Origin of the sequence: Hwangdonia sp. (genome assembly GCF_048381975.1) — a bacterium.
Taxonomy (GTDB): domain Bacteria; phylum Bacteroidota; class Bacteroidia; order Flavobacteriales; family Flavobacteriaceae; genus Hwangdonia; species Hwangdonia seohaensis.
Window position 1 is genome coordinate 1 of record NZ_JBLWYT010000001.1, and the last position, 26,487, is coordinate 26,487.

Annotated in this window: 19 protein-coding genes; 11 read left to right on the forward strand and 8 right to left on the reverse strand. The window is 35.4% G+C overall.

What is annotated here, in order from left to right:
- Positions 1-251: 251 nt before the first annotated feature.
- The 6 genes from ACN5J7_RS00005 to ACN5J7_RS00030 all read right to left on the reverse strand — a co-directional run bounded on the left by ACN5J7_RS00005 (position 252) and on the right by ACN5J7_RS00030 (position 5,323).
- Complete coding sequence (locus ACN5J7_RS00005; protein WP_418602134.1) at positions 252-596, reverse strand: hypothetical protein; 345 nt, start codon at positions 594-596, stop codon at positions 252-254.
- Positions 596-835: a hypothetical protein gene (locus ACN5J7_RS00010; RefSeq protein ID WP_418602136.1), complete on the reverse strand. Its 240-nt coding sequence runs from the start codon at positions 833-835 to the stop codon at positions 596-598. Before ACN5J7_RS00010 ends, ACN5J7_RS00005 begins: the two co-directional genes overlap by 1 nt.
- Positions 836-983: 148 nt before the next feature.
- Positions 984-1,490: a hypothetical protein gene (locus ACN5J7_RS00015; RefSeq protein ID WP_418602138.1), complete on the reverse strand. Its 507-nt coding sequence runs from the start codon at positions 1,488-1,490 to the stop codon at positions 984-986.
- 157 nt (positions 1,491-1,647) lie between these two features.
- Positions 1,648-2,691, reverse strand: a complete 1,044-nt coding sequence (locus tag ACN5J7_RS00020) for a tetratricopeptide repeat protein (protein ID WP_418602140.1) — start codon at positions 2,689-2,691, stop codon at positions 1,648-1,650.
- A gap of 149 nt (positions 2,692-2,840) precedes the next feature.
- Positions 2,841-3,515 (reverse strand): hypothetical protein, encoded by a 675-nt coding sequence (locus tag ACN5J7_RS00025; RefSeq protein WP_418602142.1) that lies wholly within the window; start codon positions 3,513-3,515, stop codon positions 2,841-2,843.
- Positions 3,516-4,192: 677 nt separating this feature from the next.
- Positions 4,193-5,323 (reverse strand): tyrosine-type recombinase/integrase, encoded by a 1,131-nt coding sequence (locus ACN5J7_RS00030; protein WP_418602144.1) that lies wholly within the window; start codon positions 5,321-5,323, stop codon positions 4,193-4,195.
- 86 nt (positions 5,324-5,409) lie between these two features.
- Here ACN5J7_RS00030 and ACN5J7_RS00035 point away from each other — a divergent pair, with 86 nt between their 5' ends.
- Positions 5,410-5,784: a hypothetical protein gene (locus tag ACN5J7_RS00035; protein WP_418602146.1), complete on the forward strand. Its 375-nt coding sequence runs from the start codon at positions 5,410-5,412 to the stop codon at positions 5,782-5,784.
- A 35-nt stretch (positions 5,785-5,819) separates the two neighbouring features.
- On the opposite strand, the gene ACN5J7_RS00040 is transcribed toward ACN5J7_RS00035, so the two are convergent.
- The gene (locus tag ACN5J7_RS00040) at positions 5,820-7,037 is read right to left on the reverse strand and encodes a tyrosine-type recombinase/integrase (protein ID WP_418602148.1); all 1,218 of its coding nucleotides are present in this window, start codon (positions 7,035-7,037) and stop codon (positions 5,820-5,822) included.
- Between the two features lie 351 nt (positions 7,038-7,388).
- Here ACN5J7_RS00040 and ACN5J7_RS00045 point away from each other — a divergent pair, with 351 nt between their 5' ends.
- Positions 7,389-8,861, forward strand: coding sequence for a sulfatase (locus ACN5J7_RS00045; protein WP_418602150.1), 1,473 nt, complete (start codon positions 7,389-7,391; stop codon positions 8,859-8,861).
- An 8-nt stretch (positions 8,862-8,869) separates the two neighbouring features.
- Here the strand turns inward: ACN5J7_RS00045 and ACN5J7_RS00050 are convergent, their stop codons facing one another.
- Complete coding sequence (locus ACN5J7_RS00050) at positions 8,870-9,622, reverse strand: DeoR/GlpR family DNA-binding transcription regulator (RefSeq protein WP_418602151.1); 753 nt, start codon at positions 9,620-9,622, stop codon at positions 8,870-8,872.
- A gap of 152 nt (positions 9,623-9,774) precedes the next feature.
- Between ACN5J7_RS00050 and ACN5J7_RS00055 the strand changes: the two genes are divergently transcribed.
- The 9 genes from ACN5J7_RS00055 (at position 9,775) to bglX (ending at position 26,479) form a co-directional block, all read left to right on the forward strand.
- Positions 9,775-11,343, forward strand: a complete 1,569-nt coding sequence (locus tag ACN5J7_RS00055; protein WP_418602153.1) for an FAD-dependent oxidoreductase — start codon at positions 9,775-9,777, stop codon at positions 11,341-11,343.
- Between the two features lie 70 nt (positions 11,344-11,413).
- The gene (gene glpK / locus ACN5J7_RS00060) at positions 11,414-12,913 is read left to right on the forward strand and encodes a glycerol kinase GlpK (protein WP_418602155.1); all 1,500 of its coding nucleotides are present in this window, start codon (positions 11,414-11,416) and stop codon (positions 12,911-12,913) included.
- 15 nt (positions 12,914-12,928) lie between these two features.
- Positions 12,929-13,657 (forward strand): MIP/aquaporin family protein, encoded by a 729-nt coding sequence (locus ACN5J7_RS00065; protein ID WP_418602157.1) that lies wholly within the window; start codon positions 12,929-12,931, stop codon positions 13,655-13,657.
- A gap of 124 nt (positions 13,658-13,781) precedes the next feature.
- Positions 13,782-16,550 (forward strand): triple tyrosine motif-containing protein, encoded by a 2,769-nt coding sequence (locus ACN5J7_RS00070; RefSeq protein ID WP_418602159.1) that lies wholly within the window; start codon positions 13,782-13,784, stop codon positions 16,548-16,550.
- A 294-nt stretch (positions 16,551-16,844) separates the two neighbouring features.
- A complete protein-coding gene (locus ACN5J7_RS00075; RefSeq protein WP_418602161.1) occupies positions 16,845-19,928 on the forward strand; it encodes a SusC/RagA family TonB-linked outer membrane protein in 3,084 nt (1,027 codons plus the stop codon).
- 19 nt (positions 19,929-19,947) lie between these two features.
- The gene (locus ACN5J7_RS00080; protein ID WP_311936265.1) at positions 19,948-21,549 is read left to right on the forward strand and encodes a RagB/SusD family nutrient uptake outer membrane protein; all 1,602 of its coding nucleotides are present in this window, start codon (positions 19,948-19,950) and stop codon (positions 21,547-21,549) included.
- 143 nt (positions 21,550-21,692) lie between these two features.
- Positions 21,693-23,285: a glycerophosphodiester phosphodiesterase family protein gene (locus ACN5J7_RS00085; RefSeq protein ID WP_418602164.1), complete on the forward strand. Its 1,593-nt coding sequence runs from the start codon at positions 21,693-21,695 to the stop codon at positions 23,283-23,285.
- 6 nt (positions 23,286-23,291) lie between these two features.
- Positions 23,292-24,146 (forward strand): endonuclease/exonuclease/phosphatase family protein, encoded by an 855-nt coding sequence (locus ACN5J7_RS00090; RefSeq protein ID WP_311936268.1) that lies wholly within the window; start codon positions 23,292-23,294, stop codon positions 24,144-24,146.
- Positions 24,147-24,160: 14 nt separating this feature from the next.
- Positions 24,161-26,479 (forward strand): beta-glucosidase BglX, encoded by a 2,319-nt coding sequence (gene bglX, locus ACN5J7_RS00095; RefSeq protein WP_418602166.1) that lies wholly within the window; start codon positions 24,161-24,163, stop codon positions 26,477-26,479.
- Positions 26,480-26,487 lie beyond the last annotated feature (8 nt).

Below are 26,487 nucleotides of genomic sequence, written 5' to 3' on the forward strand. Positions count from 1 at the left end.
CGCTTTCAACGATGCCAATCGCAAGACTTGGGGGCTTACATGAAAAAGGCTTTTACAACAGAAACCCACCAAGCAAGCCAATAAATTCATTGTCGTTTTTAAAACTAAGCTGGGCAAATTGCTAGCAACGGTTACGTATAAGAATAGTGCGTAGTTTGAGTGCGAGGATTTTCCGAAGGAAAATCAGATGCAAGCAAACAAGCACTAACTTTTGATTTAGGAATAAACTTACGCATTATTTTTATACAATGTTACCCAACGTTTTTATTTCGGTTATATAATTCAGTTTCCTTTCTTTCAAATGCAGGTTTTGCTATAATTCCTTCCCAGTTTTTGTCAATTTCTGGAAATTCAATTAGCATTTTATTCATAAAAATCCGCCAACCATTGAATTCCTCAGTCGCATAGGATGTTTTTTTGTTAGATTCTATTTTTAAGCAAATATTATCTGTTGTAAATCGGTCAACTTTAAAACCAGTCAGTTTGTCAATCTCTGACCATTGAAATTGAGTAATTTCTCCATCGTAATTAACTTGAAATCCGTTTTTGGTCAGTTCAATTTTTTCAATTTGTTTTTTCTTTTTATTCCAAAACATTATTCAGTCGGTAAAGCAATAAATCCAATCCAAATCATTACGATGAAAACTAAACACATAATTGCTGCACCTTTGTAGAAAAAATCGAAAATTGTAAAAATCCAAGGTGCTTTTTCAACCAATTTCGGATTGTTTTTTATGTGGAAATCTTTCATTTTTTCAGTCAGTATTGGGCCTGTTATTCTAAAAAAGAAAAAGCCTAAAAGGAAAAATGCTGAAATTTTTAATTTAGTACTCAAAGTTTGTTTTTTTAATGTTGGGTAACGGTTGGTATAAGATTAGTGCGCCAACCAAAAAATAAGGTCGCTAATCGTTAATTTGCAACAGCGCATTAATTTTATACGGTGTTGTGTTTAGTTTTTTTATCCCGATGTGCGATTGTAAATGTCATTCTACTCGTAAGGAATCTGTTAAAAACACGCTGTCTTTTATTTTACTTGATGCTTTTCTTTCTGTACTGTCATTAGCTATTGGTTGTGTATTAGGGTATCTTATATATTGGTAAACGCTTTTACATTGATTTATTCCAAATATTCCTAATGAACCAATTACAAGATATTTAACAACTGATAATTTTAACTCTTTAGATTGCAACAAAGTTCTTCGTGAAGCAAGTCTCATTTCCCAAACTTTAAACCAATTCAATTTCAAGAACACTTGCTCTGTTCCGTTTTCCGAATCATAGGTTAGCAAGTAGTTATATCCATCGGGATAAAATTCAGCACGAGCCGTTGAGTATTTCTCGAATTCAAAGTCTGTTTTGCTTGTCGGCAGAAAACCATGAACCAAGTCTTTAGAGTCAAACCATACTCGTTGTAATTTACCATATTCAATTACAACTTTACACTCCACAAACTCAAACAAGTTTCTTTTATGTAATCCAATTTCTGTCATGTTCGGTTGTTTTAAATTAAACACAACGTGTTTGTGTATGGTTAGTTGCGTGGTTAAGCAACTAAGTTAGCAAACTAATCACAGATAGAAAATTCCAGCGGAATTTTCGTAAGTCGGCAGTGACCTAGCAATTAATTATACACGGTGTTGTAAACAGTTATTTATTCAGGTTCTCATTAAATTCAGATATTATTTTTTCCAATTCCGTTCCATAAATCAATTCAGCATTCTCATAGGATTGTTTTTTACATAATTCAAGAAATTTTTCTTTGTCGTTTAGCACCAAACATTTTATAAAAGCTCCAGCGATAGGATATAAAATGTTTTCAGGATAATCTTTTCCATTAATCCACAGTTCTTTGATGTCAATTTTTTGGTTTTGAATTACTTTTTTTGCTTTTTCTAATCTGTTCGTATTCGTTTGGTCAAAATATACTCCAATTCCCTCGTTTATTAATCGGTTTCTGGTGTTTGCTTTGTCTAACCAAAAGGAAATGTTATGAGCAATTTCGTGTCCTTTGGTTTGATTATCTCTATTATGTGATATACAGTATTTTGGTTTTGAAAAACCCAATGATGTGTTAAGTACTTTCATTGCTTCTTCGTTAGATTTCCAAACAAAAAAATCAATTTTTTTAGGTAAATCAGATGAGAAAAATGTATTGATATTTAAGAATGCATTTTCTCTTTCTTTTATGTAATTTTCTTTGTCGATAATTGATGTTCCATTTTGAAAATGAAAAATAATATTATCAGTTTCTAATATTTTCCAATTTTCGTAAACTTCGTCAAATCCATACAATAAAGCTAAACCTTTTAACTTTTTTGTTGAGTTTTTTGTTCCTTTATATTCTAAAGATTTGTTATAGTACTCTTTCGCTTTATCTAAATTTCCAATTGCAAAATTAGATTCCATTAATTCAATATTAGACCAAGCAAATTGCCAATCTTTTTCGGAACAATTAATTGCCTTTTCTAGATATGGAATAGCGTTATTAAATTCATTTAAGATATTGTATGCTTTTCCAATTCCTAAAAGTCCATCAAAATCATTAGGTTCAGATTCAATTAGTTGTTTACCTAATTTAATAACTTTTTCAAACTCTTTATTTTTAAAAGCAATACTCATTTCAGACTTTTGAGAATAGCCTGAAACACAAAATACAGTTAGAAATATTATTTGAAGCAGAATTTTTGTCATAATTGTTTACAACGTGTTTGTGTATGGTTAGTTGCGTGGTTATGCAACTAAGTTAGCAAACTTTTACGAACCCGTGAAAATTCCGCAGGAATTTTCGCAAGTAAGCACATAAAAAGCAATTAATTATACACGTTGTTACCTACAGTTATTTATTCTATAAATTCAAATGTTTTCCAAATTTCTCCGCTCAAACCTTTTGTTCCAAAATCCGCTTTGTTCATAATTTCAGAGTTTTGGTTTGCAGTCCAACCTAAATTGATAGGATTAAAGTCAGTCGTTTTTGGATAATAATTAGTTCTAAACATTTTATAAATTCCGATAAAGTTTTGTGGCGTTTTTTCTTTTATTTCAATTTCAGCATTTAATTGGTAATTCGTTTGACCATAAAATTCCGCCATTCCTTTATAAAGTTCTTTAGCTTTCGGAAATCGCTTTTTTAAATTGGTCAGGGTTTGTTCAGCGGATTTTTCTCCAAATTCTTTTTCAAATAATCTATTTCGGTCAGAATATCCAATTGAAAATTCCTCAATTACAATATCATTTTCTATTATTTGAAAACTTATATAGTCAAAGTTTTCAATTCCGATTTTCGCAGAATCAACTTTCACATTATTCGGAAATTCAATTTTGAAACGTGTGATTGGTAAATTCCACTTTTTGCATTTATTCTCGTCAACTATAAATATATTTTCAAATATTGAAGCCTCAACTTTCGGAAAAGGTTTTAATTCAACAGTTTCTGCTTTTGGTAATTCAATCTTTGCATTGAAGTTGCAACTTGATGTTAAAACCAAAATTAAAATTAGAAACTGAATGTTTTTCATAATTGTAGGTAACGTTTATGTATAAGAATAGTTGCGGGTTTGTATGCGAGGATTTTCCGCAGGAAAATCAGATGTAGCAAACACGCAACTACCTTTGTTTTAGCACTAAACCGCAATTATTTTTATACGGTGTTATGCACTGGTTTTTTCTTTTTTTTTGTCCGCAAGAGTTAAATCCGACGCACTTTTTATGTTTTCATTTTTTTTCTTAAAACTCCAAAAAAATCCGTTTTTCATTCCGTTTTATTTTTCCGAACGTTTTGCCATTTCAATATTAAGATCGAACCTTTGGATTTCCAAATTTTCGTTGTTAAAAAATGAACTTTGGAAAATCCTTTTTTCATAAAGTTCAGCCGTAAAGTTTTGCGTTTCTGCTATTCAGCCAAAACTTTTCGGTTTGCTAAATTTTCGATTCAAAAACAGGTTTTTGGCGAGCCGAAATTCAGCGTGATTTTCCGAAATCTTTTTCACGATTCCACTTTCAGCTTTTTTGTTTTTAAAAATCAAAAAACTTTAAATTAAGCACGGTTTTTCTTGGTTTGTCAACTTGTGCATAACTTATTTATATGGATTATTAAATGCATCATAATATTCGATTAAGGCGGGATAACGATGTATTTTTAATAAAATTTCCATTGTTATTATTTTAAGTTTTTCATTGCAATATAATAAAATTCTTATAATGTATCGAGGGGGTTCTTAATGTCTTTTAAATTGGTTGTGGTAACATGGGTATAGATCATTGTGGTTTTTGGACTGTTATGACCCAATAGTTCCTGAATATACCTTATATCCGTTCCACTTTCCAATAAATGTGTGGCAAAACTATGTCGTAAGGTATGTAATGTTGCATGTTTTTGTAACTGAGCTTTTAGTAGGGATTTTTTTAAAACCTGTCGCGCACTGACTTGGGTATAAGGCGCTCCATCGCGTCCTTCAAATAAATAAACTTTGGGTTTATAGTGATTGGTGTATGTGGTAAGTAATGGTATTAAAGAGTTCGAGAGTAATGTATATCGGTCCTTTCTGCCTTTTGCAGCTTTAATGTGTATTAAATTTCGTTGATAATTTATGTCTTCTGGTTTTAACGAAAGTGCCTCTCCAATTCTAAGACCTGCCGAATATATGAGACTTAAAAGTGTTTTATGTTTAATGTTTTTGGTATTGTCAAGTAAACTTTTTATTTCGTTCTTACTAAATACGGTTGGCAACTTTTTGTCCTTATCAGGGCGTTGTATATCCAGTGATTCTACATCAATATTTTTAAAAGAAAAAAAATGTTTAATGCCGCTAATACATTGATTTTGATAAGAAACAGATTTTCTCGATTTGAAGATAAAATCATAATTAAATTGTTCGATACTTCTAGTGGAAAGACTACTTATTTGCTTTAAATTCATGTACCGTATAAATAATACCGTTACTTCAACATAGGTGTTAACTGTGTTTAGACTAAAGCGTTTTTGCTCCAACCACCTTTTAAATTTGTCCATTTCTGTTTTTTGCTCAAAGTTTAAAACAGGCAGTTTGGAAATAATAGTTGTCTTTTTTTGACTCGTCTTTTCTATAGATTTTGTCCTCGACTTAAAGGCGCTATAGTCAACAAACCACTTTTGTGTTCTAAAATAGTTGAACAATTCTGAAATGGCTTTTTTATGGTAAGGCAGGTAATACGTATTATGGGTTTTGCTATAATTTACATTGGGAAAAGATTTCACACAGTTCGCGACTTGTTGATTATCCTTAAAGTTAATTAAAATGTATTGTATGTCCTTCTTCCAAATAGGTTTTAGTGTTATAATGGTCATAAGTTTTTTCTTAAAAATACTTTTAATATTTAATTTATAAGTATATTACACGAATACTATACGTGTAATATTCGATTAATTCGTACATGGAAATATTAAAATGCATATTCTGTGGTAAGGAAATTAAAGGGAGGTCTGATAAAAAGTTCTGCGATGTACACTGTAAAAGCACTTACCATTACAGACGTGCTCTAGAAGAAGCACCACGCTTTTACAACAAGGTAGACAATCAGTTAAAACGCAATAGGCGTATTTTAAAATCTTTCAATAAAGCAGGAAAAGCAACAGTTCGCGCCCAAGTTTTGCAAGAACAAGGTTTTAATTCTAAATTTTTTACCCACTATTGGAAGAACCACAAAGGCGATGTTTATCTTTTTGTTTATGAATATGGTTTTTTAAGAAAAAAAGAAAACAACATCGAAAAATATATTTTAATCCAATGGCAGGATTATATGTCGTAAAACTACTAAGTGATTCTTAATATCAAAGATGGTTCTTAAAGCTTAACTAATTTTTCATTATAATCATCCAATACTTCACTGGGTAAGGATTTAAGATAAATTTGAGTAGTAGTTAAACGATTATGACCAAGCATAGCGGAAATGGCTTGTAAGGGCACATCGTGCAGCATTGCTTGAGTTGCAAAGCTGTGTCGGGATACATAAGATGTTACACGCTGTTCAATATTACACTTTTTTGCAATTAGTTTTAGCCCCTGATTATAATCTTTACGAGCCCATAACACGTCTTTGTACTGAAGCTCATAGGTGTCTCTTTTAATAATTGGAAATATAAAATCTGATTTGTCTTTATTTTTAATATAAATGGTAAGTATCTCTTTTAACTGAGGCGTAATTTTTATGTCATAAGGTTTGGATGTTTTACTTCTGAAAAATTTTACCCGGTTATCAATAATGTTTTCAAGTTTCAAAAATGCCATATCTATAAATGAAATACCATAAAGCATGTAGGAAGTTAAAAAATAGTTTCTGTAATGAAATAAGCTGTCGTTTTTTTCTAAATGCAAGAGCATTATTGATTTGATACCGTCAATGTCAAGAGCCCTTTTTTCCGTAGGTGTCGTTTTTATTTTATAATTTGTGAACGGATAGGCTTCTTTCGGTATTACACCCGCCTTAATGGCTTTGTTATAAATGGCCCTAATAGTTTTCATATAAACGGCTAATCCATTAGTAGAATTTCCTCTGGAATAATGAAATTGCTCGAACTTTTTAAGAAACTCATAATTAATCTCATTAAACTTTAAGTCCTTACCCTTATTGAATTTTTTTAATATTTTGGTGATGGCATAGTACGAATTTGCGTTTCCATAACGCTCTACCTTTTTTAGTTCTTCTATAATGAGGTTGCTGTACTCAAAAAATGAATTGACAGCAACCTTTTTAGTAATTTTATTTTTTAATTGTAATATAGATAAATAGTTAAGTTCTTCCGACTCATTCAATTTGTCAATAATATTTATTGCACGCACTTTTGCCTTTAATAGTTTATTGTTTAATTTTTTTACGGTTGCGGAATCACCATAGGATTTTTTTATTTTTTCGCTTCTTTCATCCCAGAAATTTAATTGCACAGACACCCCTAGTCGTAAAGACGTGGTTTTCCGGAAATGACTTAACCTTAAAATAACAGGAAAAGAATCATCATTTTTCTTTCTGCGAGTATCTAAAGACAGCTTTATATTTGTGCTCATGATACTCAAAGATATAAAAAAATTTGCACGCAATTTGCACGCAATCTATTGATTTTATATGATATCAATTAATATCAAATAATATTAAAATACTGATTATCAATATTTTATGCTTATGTTTGGTGTTGTATGATGTACCATTATCAATTCTGGCAGTCAAGAGGTCGTCGGTTCGAATCCGATCTTCTCCACGGTAACAGAAAAGCTTCAAAAGGTTTAACTTTTGAAGCTTTCTTATTTGTGCACAATTCAAGATTTGGCAACAGCAAACAACAAAATCGGTTTCACTTTGTTTCGTTTTAAATATTTTTTAGTAAATTTGAAACTAAACAAAATCTAATAAAACCAATCATGAAGAATATCGTCGCGTTATTTCTGTTGATTTGTATGGTTTCGTGCCAAACAAAATCTAAAAAAGAAGAAAACAAAAAACCCAATATTCTTTTAATTGTTGTAGACGATCAAGGCTATGCAGATTTTTCGCCTTTTAAAAATCACGACAAAAGCATTTCAACACCAAACATAACGCGCCTTGGGAATTCCGGTACGGTTTTTACACAAGCTTATGTTACGGCGCCGGTTTGCAGTCCGTCGAGAGCAGGGATATTAACAGGGAAAAATCAATTCAGATGGGATAAACCGGCGAGTTGGGGCCCGGGTTTGCCAGATAATGTAAAAACCATTGCAGAGTATTTAAAGGATGCTGGCTACGAAACGGCACGTATTGGCAAGAATGATTTGGGGCGCAATTTTCATAAAAACAATGTACGCGAATACCCTTTAAATCACGGTTACGATGAGTTTCTAGGTTTTAGTGCACATGCGCACGATTATTGGTTGAATTCCCAAGAGATTAAAGACCGCACGCCAGATCCTTACGGTACAAGCGCGCTTTTAGGGCCATTAATGCACAACATGGGCGAAAAAAGTTATGACCAAGGCTACCTTACGGATATTTTGACAGATGAATCTGTTGATTATATTAAACGAAAACGGGACAAACCTTTCTTTTTAACCTTGTCTTACAATGCGGTGCATCATTTAATTCACCAGGTGCCCAAAAAGTATTTGGATAAATACAATGTAAAAGAAATACCAAATTACGATCCAGATAGTTTGGTGGCATTCAAAAAACACAAGCCCGGGTCTTATTCGGCTTACTACGATAAATATTCGCGAGTTGGGGCCATTCAGCATGAAGATTTACGCAAGTATTATTTGGCTAATCTCAATTGTTTAGATGATAATATCGGGCGTGTTTTAGATGCTTTGAAAACACAAAAACTTGTTGAAAATACTGTGGTTGTGTTTATTTCGGATAATGGTGGCTCGCCACTTACGGGTGCCAATAACACACCGTTAACAGGAGGGAAGTACTCACTTTGGGAAGGTGGTATTCGCGTGCCTTTGGCAATTAGTTGGCCCAATGAAATTGATGCTGGAAGAGTGGAAACCAATTATGTTTCGGCAACCGATATTTTGCCAACCTTAACTAATATTGCTGGCATTGCGCTTACCGATAATGCAATTGATGGCATCAATCTTTTAAAGCCGGAAGCCAACCGACTATTAGTGTGGAAATGGCAAAAAACCTGGGCGGTGCGCAAGGGCGATTGGAAACTTACCAATGCTAAAGAGAACCATTGGAAAAGTGAGCCTTCGGCGCAATACATTGCGCCTATAGTCGATAATATGGAGTTGAAATTATTCAATATCGCTAAGGATCCGGGAGAGCGTATGGATTTAGCGGCACAACATCCAGAAAAAGTAAAAGCTTTGGAAGCGGCTTATAAAAACTGGATTGATTTAAATGTTAGAAAATAAAACAGCCACTAAACAACCGTTACTTTAACGCCTTTTTCTTCTAATTTCTTTTTGATTGTTGATGAAATACCGCTGTCTGTAATAATTTCATCAATGGCGTTCAAATTGCAAATCTTTGCGAAACTCTTTTTTCCAAATTTTGAAGAGTCTGCTAAAACAATGGTCTTTTGGGCCGATGCCAACATTTTCTGGTTGAGTTGCGCTTCTTCTAAACTCGTGGTAGATAAGCCATAGTCAAAATCAATGCCATCAACACCTAAAAAAAGTTTACTGCACGAAATGCTATCTAAAATTTGGGACGCATAAGTGCCAATTACCGAAGCGGAACTATGCCGAATGTAGCCACCAAGTTGTAAAATCTCTATGTTTTTATCGTGGATTAAATGCAAAACAGCATATAAGGATGAGGTGATTACGGTAAGCTTGTTTTTAGGTTTTATGAATTTTGAAAGTGCTTGAACAGTGGTTCCCGAAGCAATCATTATCGAGTCGTTTTCGTCAATTTGTGCTGCCGCGGCTTGTGCAATACCGTTTTTTTCTTCAACCGAAATTTTTTCTTTTTCAATTACGGCTTTCTCTTTAATGTATGGGTTTTCCAAAGATGCACCGCCATGGGTTCTAAACAACAAGCCTTTTTCCTCCAATAGCTTTAAATCTTTTCTAATAGTAACCGCAGAAACATTTAGCTGCTTGCATAAATCTAAAACTTCAACGTGTTTTTCTTTAGCTAAAAGGTTTAATATGGTTTCGTGTCGTTGCATATAATCAAATATAAGTAAATGAAGATAAACGAAGTGAATATTTTACATTTTGTTAATTATTTTTACAATTTACTTTCGTTTTCTTTCGTTTTAAAATTAATTTTGATACATTTGAAATTAAATATAAACAATCAAAACAAAAATAAATCAATTTGTTTGATAGACCAACCTTAATTCGTCAACTACAAACATCTTCCCATTGGGATGTCATCATTATTGGCGGTGGTGCAACGGGCTTAGGCATTGCTTTAGATAGTGCAACACGCGGATTTAAAACCTTGCTTTTAGAACAGGTTGATTTTGCAAAAGGCACTTCAAGCCGAAGCACGAAATTGGTTCACGGCGGCGTAAGGTATTTGGCGCAAGGGAACATCGATTTGGTTAAAGAAGCGCTGTACGAAAGAGGTTTAATGCTTAAAAACGCATCGCATTTAGTAAGTAATCAGTCCTTTATCATTCCTAATTATACACATTGGGACATGTTGAAATATACAATCGGATTAAAATTATATGATTTTTTAGCAGGTAAATTGAGTTTTGGAAAATCTATCGGCATTAATAAAAGGAAAACTATTTTAAGATTATCAACCTTAAAATCCGATAAATTAAAAGGCAGTGTTGTTTATCACGATGGGCAATTTGACGACGCTAGACTTGCCATAAACATAGCGCAAACGGCCATTGAAAAAGGGGCAACCCTACTTAATCATTTTAAGGTTGAAAAACTGTTGAAAAACAATGATGGTCTGGTTAATGGTGTTGAAGCCACAGATGCAGAAACCAACTTAACATATGCTTTAAACGCTAAAGTGGTTATTAATGCCACGGGTGTTTTTACAGATGAAGTTTTAAAAATGGATAATGCGTTGGCTAAAAACAGCATTCGCCCAAGTCAAGGTATTCACTTGGTTTTAGATCAATCCTATTTACCCGGAAACGATGCGATTATGATTCCTAAAACGGATGACGGACGCGTGTTGTTTTTAGTGCCATGGCATAATCGTGTGGTGGTTGGTACCACCGATACTTTATTGGATAGCCACAGTTTGGAGCCCAAAGCACTCGACAAGGAAATCGATTTCATTTTGCAAACCGCCAACAGGTATTTAACAAAAAAGGTCACCAAAAAAGATGTGTTGAGCATATTTGCTGGATTACGACCGTTAGCAGCACCAAAAGATAAATCTGAAAAAACAAAGGAAATCTCACGAAGCCATAAAATTATAGTATCAGATTCAGAGCTGATTACCATAACAGGAGGTAAATGGACGACCTACAGACGTATGGCACAAGATGTTTTAAATAAAGCCATAGCCTTAGGGAAACTGCCAAACGCCAAATGCCAAACCAAAAATTTATTAATCCATGGCGCGGATGGTACCGTGAATAAATCACAGCATTTATATATTTACGGAAGCGACCAAAGGGAAATCAAGAAACTCATTGGTGAGCATCCTGAATTAGGCGAAAAGCTGCATCAAAGATTGGAGTTTACAAAGGCAGAGGTTGTTTGGGCGATACGAAATGAAATGGCCAGAACTATTGAAGATGTTTTGGCAAGACGTGTAAGGATTCTATTTTTAGACGCCAAAGCCGCCATTGAAATTGCTCCAATGGTTGCCACTATTTTGTCAAAAGAATTACATAAAAACGATGAATGGAGACAGCAACAAATTTCTGATTTTATTGAAATTGCTGAAAGCTACGTTATTAAGAATTAAATTATAACCAATAAAAACTCCACCCGAGTGAGTTTCTCCCCCCCAATGGGGGAGCTAGAGGGGGCCTATTATGGAAAAATACATACTAGCATTAGACCAGGGAACAACAAGTTCCAGAGCCATAGTTTTTGATAGAAAAGGAAGCATCATTTCGTTAGCTCAAAAAGAGTTTACCCAATACTTTCCTAAACCGGGTTGGGTAGAGCACGACCCATTGGAAATCTGGTCATCGCAAGCTGGTGTTGCGGCCGAAGCAATTGCCAAACAGGGATTGAATGTAGAAAACATTGCCGCAATTGGTATTACCAATCAACGCGAAACCGTGGTTGTTTGGGATAAAAACACAGGGAAACCTATCTACAATGCTATAGTTTGGCAAGATAAAAGAACCTCTAATTATTGCGATGAACTTAAAAAACAGGGGCACGAAAAAACGATAAGGGAAAAAACAGGATTGGTTATCGATTCGTATTTTTCGGGAACAAAAGTAAAATGGATTTTAGATAACGTTAAAGGTGCAAGAAAAAAAGCCGAAGACGGCGAACTTCTTTTGGGCACTATTGATACCTGGTTGATATGGAATTTCACAAAAGGCAATCAGCATATTACCGACGTTACCAATGCCTCACGGACCTTGTTGTTCAATATAAATACCATGGATTGGGATGATGATTTATTAGAGTTATTAACCATTCCTAAAAGCATGCTTCCGGAAGTAAAACAATCTAGCGAGGTTTATGGGCATACAAAATCTACGTTTTACGATGCAAATATTCCCATTTCTGGAATTGCTGGCGATCAACAAGCGGCCCTGTTTGGGCAAATGTGCACTAAACCGGGTATGGTAAAAAACACTTACGGAACGGGCTGTTTTATGTTGATGAATATCGGCGACAAACCAACCGTTTCTAAAAACAACTTACTCACTACGGTAGCATGGAAAATAGACGGAAAAACAACCTATGCTCTAGAAGGCAGTATCTTTATTGCTGGCGCCGTGGTGCAATGGCTAAGGGATAGTTTGAAAATTATTAGAAATTCATCAGAGGTTGAAACACTGGCAAGTTCGGTGTCGAGTTCAGAAGGCGTATATTTTGTGCCCGCTTTCGCAGGTTTGGGAGCACCGCATTGGAATCAGCAAGCTCAAGGCACCATTTTCGGATTGACGCGAGGCAGTACCGATGCGCATATTGCTAGGGCAGCATTGGAATCCATCGCCTATCAAACCATGGATGTGTTAAAAGCCATGGAAGCCGATTCCGGAATTTCGATACAAGAATTAAGAGTTGATGGCGGTGCTACGGTAAATAATACACTTATGCAATTTCAGGCCGATGTGTTGAATACCGAAACGGTACGCCCTAAAATAGTAGAGACTACGGCAATGGGTGCTGCTTTTTTAGCGGGATTAGCTGTCGGCTATTGGGATAATCCTGAAGAAATTCAAGAGATTTGGCAAACCGATACCCATTTTAAACCTACCTATAAAAGATCGGCTATTGATGAAAACATAAAAGGGTGGTACAAAGCTATTGATGCTTTGGAATATTGGACAAAAGATAAATTATAACTAAAATAAAAATCTATGACACCATTTATCTCAGAAATTATAGGAACAGCCATACTTATTTTATTGGGCGGTGGCGTTGTGGCTAACGTGGTATTAAACAAAACCATTGGCAATAATAGCGGTTGGATAGTGATAACTACGGGTTGGGCTTTGGCGGTTTACGTTGCCGTGGTTATAGCAGGGCCTTATAGTGGTGCGCATATTAATCCGGCTGTGAGTATTAGTTTGGCAGTCGCAGGAAAATTTCCTTGGAACGATGTGCCTCTATATATTTTGGCACAAATGCTTGGTGCTATGTTGGGGTCTTCTGCCGTTTGGGTGTTTTATAAAAATCATTTTGATGAAACCGAAGATGCCGATTCCAAAAAAGCAGTGTTCTGTACAGCTCCAGCCATTAGGCATACGTTTTCCAATTTTTTTAGTGAAGCCTTGGGCACTTTTGTACTCATATTTACCATTTTGTATTTTACCAATGCTACTATAAACGAGACGGAAACCGTAATTGGTTTAGGCTCTTTGGGGGCGTTGCCGGTGGCCTTTTTGGTTTGGTCTATAGGGTTGTCGTTAGGCGGCACAACTGGTTATGCCATTAATCCGGCACGTGATTTAGGGCCACGAATTATGCATGCCTTACTTCCTATAAAAAACAAGGCAGCAAGCGATTGGAGCTATGCTTGGATTCCTATTTTAGGCCCTATTATTGGCGCATGTTTAGCATCTTTATTGATGTTGGCCTTGGCTTAAAATCTTCAATTGAATCCGGCCCATATCAGAACTTGAGCGGGTTATTTTGTTTAATCGTTTTCTAAAACTATCTTTATTCAAAAGAACGTGCAAATCGTTCATTGGTTTCAATTCTAATTAAAAAATGAAAATTTTAAACAGCGTTTTTTTAATCTTGCTAAGCCTGATGTCTTTTAGTCAGGAATTACCTCCTATTGAAAAATTTACGACTGAAAATTATTTGGGAGACAATCAAAACTGGATGCTTTCCCAAGCGCCAAACAATTTCATCTATGTGGCAAATAACAAAGGGTTGTTGGAATATAATGGCGCGGAATGGACAACGTACACGTCTCCAAACAATACCATAATAAGAGCTGTGAATGTTGTTGAAAATAAAATATACACAGGTTGTTATGCCGAGTTTGGCTATTGGGAAAAAAACGAATTTGGTGCCCTAAACTATGTGTCGCTGTCTTCTAAACTCGATAAGCAGATGTTGGAAGACGAACAGATTTGGAATATTATTGAGCACAACGAATGGGTGGTTTTTCAGTCTAACGCCAAAATTTATTTTTATAATTCACAAACCGAAACCTTTAAAATTGTTAAGGCAACTAACATCATTTACAAAATTTTCAAGGTCAAAAACCAAATCTATTATCACGTAGCTAATGAAGGTATTTTTACTATTGAAGAAGGTAAACCGAAACTTATTATTAACGATGAAGTTGTAAAATCGGGACGTGTAATCAATATGTTCAGCGCTAAAGAAAGTTTAATCATTATTACGCGAAATGCAGGGTTTTATAAAATTCAAAATAACCAATTAATACCGTGGAACATAAAAGCCGATACCGTTTTAAATACCATGAGTGTTTTTAGTAGTATTCAGTTAAAAGACGGAAGTTTTATGATAGGCACCATCTCTGATGGCGTGTTGCATATTTCTGAAAATGGTATTATCGATTACCAAATCACCCAAAAAAAAGGCCTGAGCAACAACACCGTTTTATCGCTATTTGAAGATAATGCAAACAACGTTTGGGCGGGTTTGGATAACGGCATTAACTGCATAAATGTAAAATCGGCCGTAAAAACCTTTTTTGATTACGATGGGGTTTTAGGTACCGTGTATACCACGCAAGTGTTTAATGGTGCGTTGTATATTGGCTCTAACCAAGGTTTGTTTTACAGGCGTTTAAAATCTGATAACGATACCTTTAAATTTATTGAAGGAACTGCGGGACAGGTTTGGGATTTGTTTAATTACAATGATGAATACTTGTTTTGCGGACATCATTTAGGCACGTTTTTAATTGAAGAAAACAAGGCAAACAAAATAAGCAACGAATTGGGTGCCTGGACTTTTAAACGCATTCCTGGGCATGACAACCTTTTGCTTCAGGGAAATTATAATGGTTTGTTTATTCTTGAAAAAACAGATAATCTTTGGCACATAAAAAATAAGGTTGAAGGCTTTAAAAACTCATCGAGGTATTTAGAAATCGATGATGCCAATCAAATTTGGGTAAGCCATGAATACAAAGGTGTGTTTAAATTAAAACTGAACGACAGTTTGACCAAGGTGCAAAAACTGGACATGGAAACAAGTTTGCCATTAGGAAAAAATTCAAGTTTAATTAAATATAAAAACGAGATTCATTACGCATCCGAAGAAGGGCTTTTTATTTATAATAAAACCGAAAATGCATTTCAAAGAGATTCAATTTTAAGTAAAATCATTAAAAATGACGACTATATTTCGGGCAAATTAGTGGTCGATAAAAACGAAAAACTTTGGGCGTTTTCAAAAGATAACATAAGCTTTATTGAAAATGATGATGTTACAAACAAACCCGTTATCAATAATATTCCTATTCCTTCAAAACTAAGAAAAGGCGTTTTGGGTTACGAGAATATTTCGCTCATCAATCGCAGCACTTATGTTTTGGGTACGGCAAATGGTTACATGACATTGGACTTGTCTAAATTTAATGACGACGTAGATTATCAAATTCATCTCAATTCAATTTCCATACAAGATGTTGATGATAACAATAGCGTTTATGCGCTACATGCCAATGGAGAGTTTAATTATAAGCAGGGTTTGTTGTCTTTTAAGTATTCAGTGCCCGAGTACCAAAAATATTTAAATGTTAAATACCAATATATGCTTGAAGGGCATTCGAATAAATGGAGCAAGTGGACCGAAAATGCCCAAGTAACATTCGAAAACCTCTCGTTTGGCGATTACACCTTTATGGTTCGTGCTAAAGTTGGGAATACACTGTCTAAAAACACGGTGTTCTACAGCTTTAAGGTTAACAGGCCGTGGTACCTGTCAAACACGGCTTTGTCGCTATATTTTCTGTTGCTTTTAATCATTATTTTAATTACGCATAAAGCATATAAACGTTATTATTCAGAAAAATTTAAGCACGAGCAAATGGAGAATGAACAAATGATAATGCAGATTAAAAACGAAAAACTAAATCAGGATATAGACAATAAAAACAGGGAGTTGGCCATATCTACCATGAGTATTATTAAAAAAAACAGGGTTTTAAACAAGATTAAAAAGGAGCTTAAAAAAACCAAACACATTGATAATAATACGGCCATAGAACTTATAAATAGTAATTTGAATGACACAAAAGATTGGTCTTTTTTCGAACAGGCTTTTAACAATGCCGACAAAGATTTTTTAGAAAAGATCAAGAATTCCCATCCCGATTTAACTCCAAACGACCTGCGTTTTTGCGCCTATTTACGGTTGAATTTATCCTCAAAAGAAATGGCGCCATTGCTTAATATATCTATAAAAAGTGTTGAAACCAAACGTTACAGATTAAGAAAAAAACTAGGTTTAGAGCACGATGATGGCCTTGTTGATTACATCTTAAAATTTTAGCAACACGACAAGTTGCTATTTTACCACGACATTACCACGACAAGCAACTAAAACTACCTGTTTTTTAAGCTTTTGTATAAAAAATATGAAATTCTGATTATTCAGTGTTTATAGGGTTTTACGCTAATAAAATAATGGGTTTTAGTTATTTTTATTGCGGTGTTCGTTTTTTATCGGCATTTATATTGCGGATTTCTCAGCATTTGAGGTTAAGTTTACATTAATTGATTTTTTGAACTGATCTTAAAATCAGCATAAACTATTTTTTTGAAACTAACATTAAACTACACTCGAATGAAATTGAAACTTTTTAATCAAAAAAATAAAGTGCTGTTCTTGTCATTATTTTTGTTTGCCACAGCAGTTGCGTGGGCACAATCTGAAAAGACAATTACAGGTACAGTACTTTCAGCAGAAGATAATATGCCGTTGCCAGGAGCATCGGTAATTGTTAAAGGAACCACAAACGGGACATCGACGGATTTTGATGGTAAATTCTCGTTTTCTGTAAGTAATAATGCGACCATACTAATGGTTTCTTACTTAGGCTACCAAACAAAAGAGGTTGCCATAACCACTGGAGCGTTAACCATTTTATTGAATATCGATCAAAATGTGCTGGACGAAGTTGTCGTGGTGGGTTACGGTACACAAAAGAAAAGCGATTTGGTTAGTGCGGTTGCGACAACAGACTTAAGTAAGGCGACACAAACACCAACATCCGACGTAAACGAAATGCTTAGAGGTAGGATTTCCGGTTTACAAGTAGATGTAGGCGGTGGTAGTTTGAGACCAGGAGGTACTTCCGAAATTATATTTAGAGGTCGTGGTTCAATAGAAGGTAATGTAAGTGGTATTTACGTTGTAGATGGTGTTGTTAGAGATGGCGGTATTGAAGATATTAATCCAGACGACATAGAATCGGTTGAGTTTCTTAAAGATGCCTCAGCACAGGCTATTTACGGTTCTAGAGCGGTTAATGGGGTGGTTTTAATCACTACTAAAAGAGGAAAAACCGATAAAGTTAACGTGGCTTATCACGGCTATGTTACAACACAATCCATTGAAAGGAATTTTGATGTATACAGTGGTCAGGAATTTGCTCAATTAAGAAGGGAAGCCAGAAGAACAAACAATGGAGATGGTACAGAGTATCTTGATGATGAGGATATCTTTTCAGCAATTGAATTGGAATCCATTGAAAACAATGAGTTTACAGATTGGGAAGATGAATTGCAAAAAAACGGAACAATAAACAGCCAATCTATTAGTGTGAATGGAGGTACCGAATCAACACAAGTATTTGGTAGTATTAATTATTTTAGGCAAGATGGAATCATTCCAACATCAAGCTATGTTAGAAAGAATTTACGGTTAAACGTAGATCAAAAGATAAGCGATAAAATTTCAGCTCGATTTGATATTAACTTAGTTAACGATAAAACTGAACGTGCGGCAAATATCAATGTCATTACTTTTTCGCCATTAGGTAGAGCTTACGATGACGAGGGTAACTTAACACAATATCCAAGTGGAGAAGACGGTACGGCCATTAATCCATTGTGGAATTTAAGAGAATCTGATGATGATGAAAGAGGCAACGATTTTGTGGTGAATTTTATACCATCATATCAAATAACAAAAAATTTAAAATATCAATTAACAACATCAGTTACCAGAAAAAATTCTGAAAGAGGCCGATATTTATCTTCATTACACTCTAGCGGACAAACAGATAGAGGTATCGCAAGTATTAATAATCAATTAAGGGAAGCCTTTTTTATTGAAAACATATTAACTTATGATAAAGAATTCAATGCCGACCACAAATTTAACCTAACACTGGTGCAAGCGGTAGATGAAAATAAATTTACACAAACATTTACTGTGGGTACTGGGTTTCCAAATGAAAGCTTAGGGTATGATGGCATTACTAATGCGATAGGAAATATTACGGCAGAGCGTAATAAATCGACTATCAGAACTGCTTCTTTTATGGGTAGATTACGTTATAATCTATTTGATAAATATTTATTTACTGGTACATTTAGGAGAGACGGAGCATCAGTAAATGCAAAGGACTTTAAATGGACTGATAATCCGGCAGGTGCTTTTGCATGGAAAATGCATAAAGAAAGTTTTTTAGAAAATGTCGATGCCATTCAAGAATTAAAGTTAAGATTGAGTTATGGGTCGTTGGCTAATGCCCTTAAAGTCCCATACGCATCACTGTTTACAGCAGAAGGACAAAATTACATATTTGATGATGGAATAACAGCTTCAGGGTATGCTCCATCTGTAATATTACCAAACCCTGGTTTAGAGCATGAAAAAATAACCACTTTAAATGTGGGTCTGGATTTTTCATTATTTAAAAGATTTTTAACTGGTGACATCAATTATTATGATGCCAGAACTAAAAACTTATTATTAAGACGCGGGGTGCCTTCAATAACCGGTTATCAATATACATTCTTTAATGCCGGTGAACTACAGAATACGGGTATAGAATTAAGCATAACCGCAAATCTTATTAATACCGACGATTTTAAATGGTCGGTATCTACAAATTGGTCAAATAATAAAAACAAACTGATTGAGCTATATAATGATGGAGAGGGTAATCCTATTTTAGATGATGATACCTATGGTTATTTTGTAGGTCAATCTACAAGCGTTATCAGACAATATGCGTTCGATGGAATTTGGCAAGAAGGAGATGACTTTGCAAATGCACCACAGGCAAATCCAGATTCATCAATCCCTCAAGATAATTTAGCACCAGGAGATATAAAGATTAAAGATACCAATGGTGTGGATGATGAAGGTAATGTAACAGGGGTTCCAGACGGAAAAATAACACCTGAAGATCGCGTATTTACCGATAGTAACCCAGATTGGTTTGGGTCGATATCTTCAACGTTATCTTACAAAGGGTTCGAATTATTTATTGACTTTTACGCTGTAGAAGGGGCAACCAAAGTAAATCCGTTTTTATCAGATTTTAATAACGGAGGCACGCTTTCCAGTAAACTAAACGGTGTAAAAGTGCCCTACTATACGCCCGAAAATCCATCAACCACATATCCAAGGCCTAACTTTGATTCTGCGCCGCTGTACCTAAATTCATTGGCGGTTAAAGATGCGTCGTATATTAGGTTAAGAACTTTAAGCTTAGGTTATACATTACCAGAATCCGTATTCTCAAAACTTAATATCAATGAGGTTAAGTTATATGTAACAGGAACCAATTTATTTACAGATACAGATTACATAGGCTATAGTCCCGAGGTAAATATTAGAAACACATTCTCTAATGCAGATACGGGTTATCCAGATGCAACAAGTTTTACGTTTGGAGTAAAAGTTAAATTATAATTTTCAAAAAAAATAAATTATGAAGACAAAAAAATATTTGATTACAACAAAAAGTAGTTTGCTCTTGATAATGGCACTTTTATTCATAGTGTCTTGTGAAGAATTTTTGGAAGAGCAACCAAGTACCGTCATAGATTCAAACTATATATACACAACAGAAGAAGGTTTAAAATCTGGCGTAGTTAGTTTATATAAGTTCGAGAGGGATCGTTATGACAGAAGTACAGAAGATTATATGGGCGCAGTTTTAATGTCGTCTAGAAGTGATTTGGCGTTTAGCAGAACCGGATATACAGGCTTAATGGGTAGATACCAAAGAGGCATTTCTCCAGAAGACCTGGGTGCTAGATTTGTATCTGCGCTATTCTGGAAACATTACTACAATATTGCCAGTAAAGCAACAGACATTATTAATGCCGCTGAGGTTGTACAAGACGTAGATGAAGATGTTAGAAATGAAATTATTGCAGAGGCGAAGTTTTTCAGAGCACACTCTTATTTCTATCTGTACAGAATGTTTAATAATATTTATGTAACCACAGAATCTGTTACGGTTGATAATGCATTTGATGTGATTAATAATAAATCATCCGAAGAAGAAATATTCGCACTATTAAATAATGATTTAGATTTTGCTGTAGCACATTTAAATTGGGATGTTACATTTGGACGTATATCAAAAGGCACGGCAAAGCATGTAAAGGCAAAAGTGGCGATGTGGCAAGGTAATTGGGAAGAAGCCAAATCGCAGGCCGTTTCGTTAATAAATGAAGGGCCACATAGTTTAGTTTCAAGTACTGCAGATGTTTTTAAAGGAAATAGAGACCATTCAGAACAATTGTTTGTTATTCAATCCAAAGATGATGCTTTAGGCGGTGGAGACGTTACAATGATTAATGCCAACTATATAACGCAATATTTCCAAATACCAGGAATTGAAGAGGACATAAATCAAGGCGGCCGAGGGTTTTCAAGAGTATTGCCCAACCGTTATCTATTGGGGCTCATAGCTGAAGATGCTAACGATACGCGCGACGATAATACCTATTTTAGATTGAAATACTTCTATACTTCTGGAGATAAAATAGGTCAAGAAATTGATATTTATAAACCTATTTCGGATGAAAACCCCAATGGTGTTCAACTAGCAAGATATTATCAAAGATTGCACCCTTCTTGTATCAAGTTTGCCCAAGAGGATGACGACCCTAAAAACTATAGAAATAGAAGTAACATTTTAGTTTATAGATTGGCAGAAACTTATTTAATTGCCGCCGAGGCCATAATGAGGTCTTCTGGCGATCCTTTACCCTATATCAACGCGATTAGAACAAGAGCAGGTGCAGCACCTTTAACCAGTGTCGATGAGCAAGCTATTTTAGACGAGCGTGCAAGGGAACTTGCTTTTGAAGGTCAAAGATGGTTCACATTAAAAAGAATGGGACAGAATGTTATAGACAGACAAATTACAAGTTATGCAGGTGATGGGGAGTTTTTTCCACCAAATTTAGGAGCGAAAGATCCTAGAACCAATTGGCAACCTTACTTTATTAATTTTCCTATAGCACAAATAGATTTGGATTTATTGGGTCCAGATTATCCACAGAATGACGGTTATTAACTAAAGAACAAATTAATAGCATTTTTTTTCGTTTAGTTTAGATGTGTTGGTTTTCAATCTAAGGGCAACTAAGTCTTTTGCCCTTAGATTTCAACACTTTTAGTAACTTCGTAAATTTCGTTTTAAAAAGTAATTGTATTCTTATGCTAAAAAGCACACTTCATTTGTTTTTATTGGTCGTATTTATAAGTCTTTATGGGTGCCAATCCGGTTCGCATAAAACAATCACTTTTGCCGATAATGTTGTGGTGGCACACCGTGGCGCTTGGAAACAAAAAAACCTACCACATAATTCAATAGCGGCATTAAAACACGCCATAAACTTAGGGTGTACGGGTTCAGAATTTGATGTAAGAATGACGGCCGATAACGTATTGATTGTTACCCACGATGCCGATTATCACGATTTAATTATAGAAAAATCCACCTATGCCCAATTATCAAAATTTAAACTTTCAAACGGCGAAACCTTACCCACGTTAAGAGATTATATAATTGCCGGAATGCAAAATAACGATTCCACGGGTTTGGTCTGCGAAATAAAACCATCAAAAACCGAAGGCCGAAATACCTTAATGGCCGAAAACGTGCTGAAATTGGTAAAAGAACTTAGAGCCGAAAATTATATATTGTCTTACATCAGTTTTAGTTATGCCATTTTACAAAGAATAAAGGAACTGGATGCCAATGCCAGAACACAATATTTAGATGGCTCAAAACCACCAAAACGATTAATAGAAGATGGTATAACAGGATTAGACTACTTGGTTTATAAATACAAAGTGAAGCCAGAATGGATAACAAGTGCCAAAGAAAAAGGTTTAATATTAAACGTTTGGACAGCCAATTCAATTGAAGATATCGATTGGTTTTTAGCAAACGATTTTGATTACATTACTACAGATGAACCGGAACTTGTTTTTGAAAGAAGCGAAAAAAGCCCAACAAAAAGAGGTTATAAATTGGTTTGGAGCGACGAGTTTAACTACCAAGGAAAACCAGATTCTACCAAATGGGCTTACGATTACGGTTTTTTAAGTAACCGCGAAGAGCAATATTACACCGATAGCTTAAAAAATGTTAGGGTCGAGAATGGGTCTTTAATAATTGAAGCACATAAAGAAAAAATTGCAAACGCAAAATACAAAAGCGACGAGTTTAAAAACAAAAGTTGGGTACAGTATATCGCTGAAATTGACACTGCGCAATACACATCGGCAAGATTAAAAACCGATGGCTTGGCATCCTGGAAATATGGGCGCATTGAAGTAAAGGCAAAGTTACCAAGGGGTGTTGGTTTGTGGCCGGCAATATGGATGCTGGGTGAAAACAGAAAAGAAGTTGGCTGGCCAGAATGCGGCGAGATAGATATTATGGAACATGTTGGTTTTAACCCAGACTCTATTTTTGGAACCATTCATACAAAAGCCTTTAACCACATGAAAGGCACAGAAAAAGGAAAAAAGATTTTTATTGAAAAACCTTACGATACGTTCCATGTGTTTGCTGTAGAATGGACACCCGAAAAAATGGACTTTATTTTAAACGATACCGTTTACAATCATATAAAAAACGAGCATAAAACGATTGCGGAATGGCCGTTTGATCAAGAGTTCTATTTGATAATGAATGTGTCCGTTGGTGGGATGCTTGGGGGACAAAAGGGGATTGACGATTCCGTTTTTCCGCAGCAAATGGTAATCGATTATGTTAGGGTTTTTCAACAAAAAGAATAATAAACAATGAAGCATTATACGCTACTAGTATTGGTTTTGGTCATGAGTTTTTTAAGTTGTAAAAATGAAAAACAACAAGAAAACCAAAGCCTAAATGTAATGACTTACAACATCCGTTTGGATGTCGCTTCCGATGGTGAAAACGCCTGGGCAAACCGGAAAGGGTTTTTAAGTTCGCAAGTTCTGTTTTACAGCCCCGATATTTTGGGCGTGCAAGAGGCGCGACCCAATCAAATGACCGATTTAAAAGAGGCTCTAAAAGATTACAAAACCATTGGAATTGGTCGCGATGGCGATAATAAAGGTGAGTTTTCAGCCATATTCTACAATGCAAAAAAACTAAAAGTTGAAGAAGAAAATACCTTTTGGTTGTCGGAAACTCCAAGTGAAATTTCAATGGGTTGGGATGCCGCCTATCCAAGAATTTGTACTTACGGACTTTTCACTGTACTCGAAAACAATCAAAAAATATGGGTGTTCAATACGCATTTAGACCATGTTGGAAAAGGAGCACAGTTACAAGGCATGCAACTTATTCTTAAAAAAATAGAGACTTTAAATACCGATGATTTTCCGGTAATTGTAATGGGCGATTTTAATGTAGAACCCCAAAGCGAACTTATTGCAAATCTTAAGCAAACCCTTAACGATTCAAAAGATAAAGCAAAACTTGTTTTTGGGTCAAACGGAACATTCAATGGATTTAAGTTCAACGAGCCTGTTACACGACGTATAGATTATATTATGTTGTCAAAATCCACAAAAATTGAAGTCGAAAAATACGGTGTTTTATCCAGTTCCATAGATTTAAAATATCCATCAGACCATTTTCCCGTATTTGTAGAATTAACATTAAAATAGAACCGTATTTAAACATGAAAATAGCAATCCTTCCTTTAAAGCTTATCATTATTTCAAGTCTAATTTTTACCGTGCTTAGCTGTAAAAACGAAACAACAAATCCCAAGCATTCAACTTTAAATGAAAGTATTGAAAAAAAGGTAGATTCGGTTTTGGCACTCATGCAGATTAATGAAAAAATCGGACAGTTAGTGCAATATAGCGGGAAGTGGAATGCTACCGGGCCTTCATCAACAAAAGGCGATCAACATAAACTTGAAAAGCTTAAAAAGGGCGAGGTGGGCTCGATGTTAAATATCACTTCTGTGGCAAGTATTCGGGAAACCCAAAAAATAGTTATGGAGCATTCAAGACTTAAAATCCCTTTGATTTTCGCTTATGATGTGATTCACGGGTATAAAACCATTTTTCCCATTCCGTTAGGGGAAACGGCGAGTTGGGATTTAAATATTATGAAACAATCGGCGTCAATTGCAGCCAAAGAAAGCGCAGCTTCAGGTTTAAATTGGACCTTTGCTCCCATGATTGATGTGTCCAGAGATGCCCGTTGGGGGCGCGTTATGGAAGGCGCTGGCGAAGACCCGTATTTAAACGCTGTTGTTGGTGTGGCGCGTATTGAAGGATTTCAAGGCGATGATTTGTCCGATATTAATACCATTGCAGCCTGCGCTAAGCACTTTGCGGGCTATGGCTTTGGTGAGGCCGGTCGGGATTATAACACCGTTAATGTTGGTGCAAACGAACTGCACAACACCATTTTACCACCTTTTAAGGCTGCCGCCGAAGCTGGCGCGGCAACTTTTATGAATGCCTTTAACGATATTGATGGTATTCCGGCGACAGGACATAAAATTTTACAACGCGATATTTTGAAAGGGGAATGGAACTGGAGTGGATTAGTGGTTTCAGATTGGGGTTCTATTGGTGAAATGAGGGCGCACGGTTATGCTGAAGACAAAAAACACGCAGCCGAAATAGCATTAAATGCGGGGAGCGATATGGATATGGAATCGTATGCTTATGAAGCGCATTTGGAAACGTTGCTTAACGAAAAAAAGATTTCAATCCATCAAATTGATGATGCTGTAAGACGGGTTTTAAGGCTGAAATTTGAATTGGGACTTTTTGATGACCCCTATAAATACTGCAACGAGCAACGTGAAAAAGATAACGTTTACTCCAAAGAAAATTTAGCCGTAGCTCGCGATGTTGCAAGAAAATCCATAGTCCTGCTTAAGAATGAAAATAGTTTATTGCCGCTGTCAAAACAACTTAAAAGCATCGCGGTTATTGGACCCTTGGCCGATGATAAAGATTCGCCGTTGGGAAACTGGCGTGCCAAAGGGGAATATAATTCGGCAGTTTCATTATTGGAAGGTGTTAAAAACGCCGTTGGCGAGAACACTAAAATACATTATGCAAAAGGCGTTGATTTAACCATACCGACTATTGCACCTGGTGCGAATCAGTTTTTACTGCCTTTAAAATTTAATACCACAGACGACTCCGGAATTGCAAAAGCTGTTGAGGTTGCTAAAAAATCAGATGTTGTTTTATTGGTAATAGGCGAAAATGCGTATCAAACAGGCGAAGGCCGCAGTCAAACCAATATTGGGTTTTTAGGACTTCAAAATGAATTATTGGAAGCCGTTTATAAAGTGAATAAAAACATTGTAATTGTTTTAATGAACGGCAGACCCATGGATTTAAGCCGCGCTTCTGAAATTGCACCAACCATTTTAGAGTGTTGGCATTTGGGTTCTGAATCTGGAAATGCCATTGCCGATGTTGTTTTTGGAGATTATAATCCGTCGGGAAAATTACCGGTATCATTTCCGCATAACGTTGGTCAGGAGCCTTTGTATTACAACCAAAAAAATACCGGACGACCATACAGCAATAAACACGTTACATTTTCAGGTTACAGAGATGCTCCGAAAAAGGCATTATACCCCTTTGGTTTTGGCTTGAGCTATACCACTTTTAGTTACGATGATTTGCAATTGGATAAAAATGAAATAAAAGCTGGCGGCGACATAAAAGCATCTGTTAATGTAACCAATACCGGTGATAGAGCAGGAGAAGAAGTCGTGCAACTTTATATTCGGGATTTGGTTGGTAGTTTTGTGAGACCAGTAAAAGAGTTAAAAGGATTTGAAAAAATAATGCTAAACCCTGGGGAAACCAAAACGGTCAGTTTTACTATAAACGAAAAAACACTTCAATTTTATACGGCAAACAATACATGGGAAGTAGAACCCGGTGAATTTAATGTTTGGGTTGGAGGCGATTCTACAACCACTTTAAAGAAAAGTTTCACTGTCATTGAATAAGCAAACAA